Raw genomic sequence first — 4313 nt, 5'->3', positions numbered from 1 at the left:
ATATCCAGAAAATGGCGTTACTAGCACTGAACTACATCTGCTTGCATAGTGGCAAAATATGTACCGCTATATTGGGAGTCAGTTAGACTATATTTCCCAACACGAATGGGAGTAAATTCAAAATTTATTGAATGGTTGGGAATAATGTCTTGCTTCAGTCGGAATGCTGGAATATAAAATCCATGCAGCACATCTTCTGAATTTAATGCTACCCGTACTCGCTTATTTGCTGGTAAATGTAGTTCAGTGCTAGTAACGCCATTTTCTGGATATCTAAATACCCAAGACCATTGTTTGGCAATAACTTCAATTTCTTCTACAGGTTCAGTTACAGGTTTTAGTGGGTCTGCAATTGCTGATTCCATTTCTAATGGTGTATGCAGATGTACTAATTCCATCGGTCCCTGAATTCCCATTTGTTGGTAAATATTGTAGCTATAAGCAGCAATCCAAAATACGAGAAAAATAGGAATTGCTGTCCAGACAACTTCTAGGGTGACGTTGCCTTCAATGTGGGGTCCGTCGCTGTAGTCATATTTAGCAGCACGTTGGAATAGAACTGAATACATTAGAGTTCCAGTTACCCCCAGAAAGATGAATGTACCAAGGGTGACGAGAAAACTAAATAGGTCATCAATTAATATAGATTCTGCTGCTGCTTGAGGTGGTAACCATGAATAGGATAGTCGTCCAACCCAAATACTAACAGCAGTTAAAACGAGAGCGATCGCTCCCAATGTCAAAATAGTCCTGATTTTCATATCAAAATACCCTACTAAATTACTTAGGGAAATCTAAAAGCATTAACATATAAAGACAAGTGCCTTTTTGGGGTCGAAAAAAGTGCCTGGTTTTCAGCTCTTGATGCTCATGCATGGCTTGTATTTTAGGCGCATAGTTGGGCAGAAAAATCATTCTTACAATTCTTACCGAAAAATTGTGATTTAAAGCCTCCCCTGAAAAGGGGATAAAAAGAAAAATTTCCTTAAGCGTCAATCCTATTACAGGAGAGGTAATTGTTAATTATTAATTATTAATTGTTGAATCCTACCTCGTATAAATTTCCCGTTCCTCCTGTCTCCTGTCTCCTGTCTCCTACCCCTACTAAAAGACTTTTGAGCGCAAACCCTACTTAAGCACTTGGTTGGGATTTTCGCCTATTTTTAGCAACGCATCAGCAGTATTATGTACTCCAAATTCAGCAGCTAACTGTGCTCCCAGAGTCCCGTGAACATACATCAGAAACATGATGAATAAACCCACTGCTAAATAGCTCCACTGCACTTGTTGGAGTTTGTCCTTAGACCAGATATAGCGTTGAAATCCTCTCCAGATTGTCATACCCACAATGAAGGCCAACAGGAACACACCACCAACACCGTGCCAGAGCATAGTATCCATAGCTCCCAACCCCCAGGCACTTTTTAGCTCTGCGGATGGTCTCGCTAGCATGATTTCATAAAAACCTGCTGCTACCGTGAAAAATGTAATTATTGATGAAGCTAGCATATTGTACCAACCTACATCAAAAAAATTAGAACGAGTAGTGGATATTGCTAAAAGTTTAAAGACTGGTTTTTGTAGAGGAAAGAGTATACCCACGATATCAAAGGCGATCCCCATAATAAACAAACCTAAAGTCAGATGAACTAAATTAGGATGAATTGGGATGCTGTATGGGAGACCATTTGCTCCTAATTGAGAACTCAAACTATCTATTAATTCTGGGTTCATTGTAAAATTCCCTCCTCGATCGCTTCTACTACTGGCACTGTATGTAACCCATATACCCAAACCAGTTTATCCCCAAGATATACCTGGAAGAAAACTATACCTACTAGCACCAACCCCAATCCCAGATATGGCATCGGCAGTTTTTCTGTATTATTTGAACGAATCACATACCGCCAACCAGTAAGTGCAGCAATGATTCCTGATAGAGACCAACCAATCAAGGTATGTAAATTTAGGACTGGTTGGACTACTTCGTAGGGTTGTGCCAGACCAGCTTCAAACTGACCAAATATTATGGCGATAAAAATAGAAATTGTGGCGAAAAACATATTCCACCAGCTTACTTCATATAAACGGTAATTACGAGTAAAATAACCAATAAGATCGCATACAAAAGCAAATAATACCATCGCTATTACGAAGTGGACAACGATGGGATGTATTGTATCTGGATAGGGTAAGTAATGATCGTTTAATGGTGGTAGATACTCCCACATAGTCTTCTCCTTCAGTAGATAAGTAGATATGCTTGAAAAAAATGTAAATTTTACGAGTTACTACAGGCAAATATTTTCATCAATTTTTTCTTACAACTTTCTAACTGAATTTATAAAATCTGTCTATTTTTTACCGTATCAATTCTCACAGTTTTTCTCAAAACATACTCATTTTTTTTCTTTAATCAAAGTGAAAAAGTAATGTAGTCAAGACAACATAATTTTTTTTTCAGATTTTACGGTTTGTCATAATTAACTAAACTATTTTTATTCTGAAAAGGTAAAAAATCTTATAATCTATAGGTCTGACAATCCTTAAAATTACATATCTTTTCTGTAATGACTATATAGCTTAATTTCAAAAGATTATAGGTATTTAATTAGAGGGGATTATAAGTCGGATTTTGTATTAGCAATAATCGACCTCAACTCTACAAAAGCTAGATATTTAATTAAAATTTAATATTATGATATTTTCAATCTGACTCAAATCCTGTAACTAAATTTACAGAACAATTTAATGTTTTTCACGCTAAATCAGTCTTGCTTTCCAGATTTTTTTATGCTATAATTGAGATTAGCTGAAAAAGTATTTTAGTAGGGGTAAGAGACAGGAAACAGGAGATAGGAGAAATGTGAATGAGCGAGGAGGTAGAAATAAGAATTGTCCCAAGATTGTTCTGCCCAACTATGCGCCTAAAATACTGACTTTTTGAGCGTTTTTGACTGAAACAGGCGCACTTTTTTCGTTCCCAAAAAAACACTTGTCTTTATAATATGTCAATGCTTTTAGATTTAATCAGCAGAGCAATAATTAATGATTAATATTAATCTTTATCCCTTATGGGTTTAATACCCCACCGTCTACACGGTGCAAATGCGGTTGGTGGGGTGAGAATCCCCATCGACCCCATTCTCCTGACTCCTGACTCCTGACTCCTTCTTCAAATTAATAATTTCCTTAAGAAGTTTTCTCTAATCAAGTTGGGAAGTGAGCGAAATTTGAGAATATATGTAACGAAGACAAACTTTCTCCACAATCGGAATGCTATAATTTATCTAAAATTAAGAATCTAAAATTGAGTTACTCTGCCCAGTAAATAACTACATTTTTGGGAGGATTAGTAATGATTTTTACGAGAAAAGACGATACAAACTTCACAACAACAGTTAGGGAAATAACTGCACCAAAAAAAACAAAACAGACGTTAGTAATTATTGACCGCCGTGTGGATAATTATCAGCAGTTGGTTTCAGGAACTTATCCAGAGACAAAAGTGGTGGTGCTGGATGTGAGAAAAGATGGCATTGAACAAATTACAGGAGCTTTATCAGATGAACTAGCTACCAGTCTTCATGTAGTTTGTCACGGTGCTGATGGTATTTTGTACTTGGGTAAAACTCCTGTGAGTCAGGAGAATATTTATCAATATAGAGGGTTACTGCAAGAATGGGCAGTTGAGGAGATTTTGCTTTATGGCTGTAATGTCGGTGGCGATCGCCAATTTCTCAATTCTCTCCACGAGTTAACAGGAGCGAATATTGCAGCATCGGCGCATCGGGTGGGAAATATTGCTAAAGGTGGCAGTTGGCAGTTAGAAATTCAGATAGGTCAAGTTAATTATGGGTTGGCGTTTTTGCCAGAAGTTATTCAGGAGTATTCGGGGGTGTTTGCAGTTTCCTTTAGCGAGCCTACTAATTTTGCAGTGGGAGATAACCCATTGTCAATAGCAGTAGGGGAATTCAATGGAGATGGCAATCTTGACTTAGCTACGGCTAATGGTTTATCCAATGATGTCTCAGTATTATTAGGAAATGGAGATGGCACTTTTGCTGCTCCTACTAATTTTGCGGTGGGAGATAACCCATTGTCAATAGCAGTAGGGGAGTTCAATGGAGATGGCAATCTCGACTTAGCTACAGCTAATGTTTTATCCGATGATGTGTCAGTATTATTAGGAAATGGAGATGGCTCTTTTGCTGCTCCTACTAATTTTGCAGTGGGAGATAACCCATTGTCAATAGCAGTAGGGGAATTCAATGGAGATGGCAATCTTGACTTAGCTACAGCTAACTATATTA

Annotated in this window: 4 protein-coding genes; 1 reads left to right on the top strand and 3 read right to left on the bottom strand. The window is 37.5% G+C overall.

The window, feature by feature from the left end; all coding sequences use genetic code 11:
- Nucleotides 1-20: 20 nt before the first annotated feature.
- From F6K13_RS20540 to F6K13_RS20530, 3 genes are all read right to left on the bottom strand, one after another.
- Nucleotides 21-761 (bottom strand): cytochrome c oxidase subunit II, encoded by a 741-nt coding sequence (locus F6K13_RS20540; RefSeq protein WP_287288209.1) that lies wholly within the window; start codon nucleotides 759-761, stop codon nucleotides 21-23.
- Nucleotides 762-1128: 367 nt separating this feature from the next.
- Complete coding sequence (locus tag F6K13_RS20535; protein WP_124143026.1) at nucleotides 1129-1734, bottom strand: DUF2231 domain-containing protein; 606 nt, start codon at nucleotides 1732-1734, stop codon at nucleotides 1129-1131.
- A complete protein-coding gene (locus tag F6K13_RS20530) occupies nucleotides 1731-2231 on the bottom strand; it encodes a DUF2231 domain-containing protein (protein WP_124143025.1) in 501 nt (166 codons plus the stop codon). Before F6K13_RS20530 ends, F6K13_RS20535 begins: the two co-directional genes overlap by 4 nt.
- A 1127-nt stretch (nucleotides 2232-3358) precedes the next feature.
- Here F6K13_RS20530 and F6K13_RS20525 point away from each other — a divergent pair.
- A partial coding sequence (locus F6K13_RS20525) for a DUF4347 domain-containing protein (protein ID WP_287288207.1) occupies nucleotides 3359-4313 on the top strand: 955 nt, incomplete at its 3' end.

It is taken from the genome of Okeania sp. SIO2B9, assembly GCF_010672505.1.
GTDB classification, from domain to species: domain Bacteria; phylum Cyanobacteriota; class Cyanobacteriia; order Cyanobacteriales; family Microcoleaceae; genus Okeania; species Okeania hirsuta.
This window is presented reverse-complemented; position numbering and strand designations above follow the sequence as displayed.

What these genes read in the sequence shown, in the direction of transcription:
- F6K13_RS20540 (WP_287288209.1), bottom strand. Translation starts at nt 761, where the DNA reads ATGAAAATCAGGACTATTTTGACATTGGGAGCGATCGCTCTCGTTTTA.
- F6K13_RS20535 (WP_124143026.1), bottom strand. Translation starts at nt 1,734, where the DNA reads ATGAACCCAGAATTAATAGATAGTTTGAGTTCTCAATTAGGAGCAAAT.
- F6K13_RS20530 (WP_124143025.1), bottom strand. Translation starts at nt 2,231, where the DNA reads ATGTGGGAGTATCTACCACCATTAAACGATCATTACTTACCCTATCCA.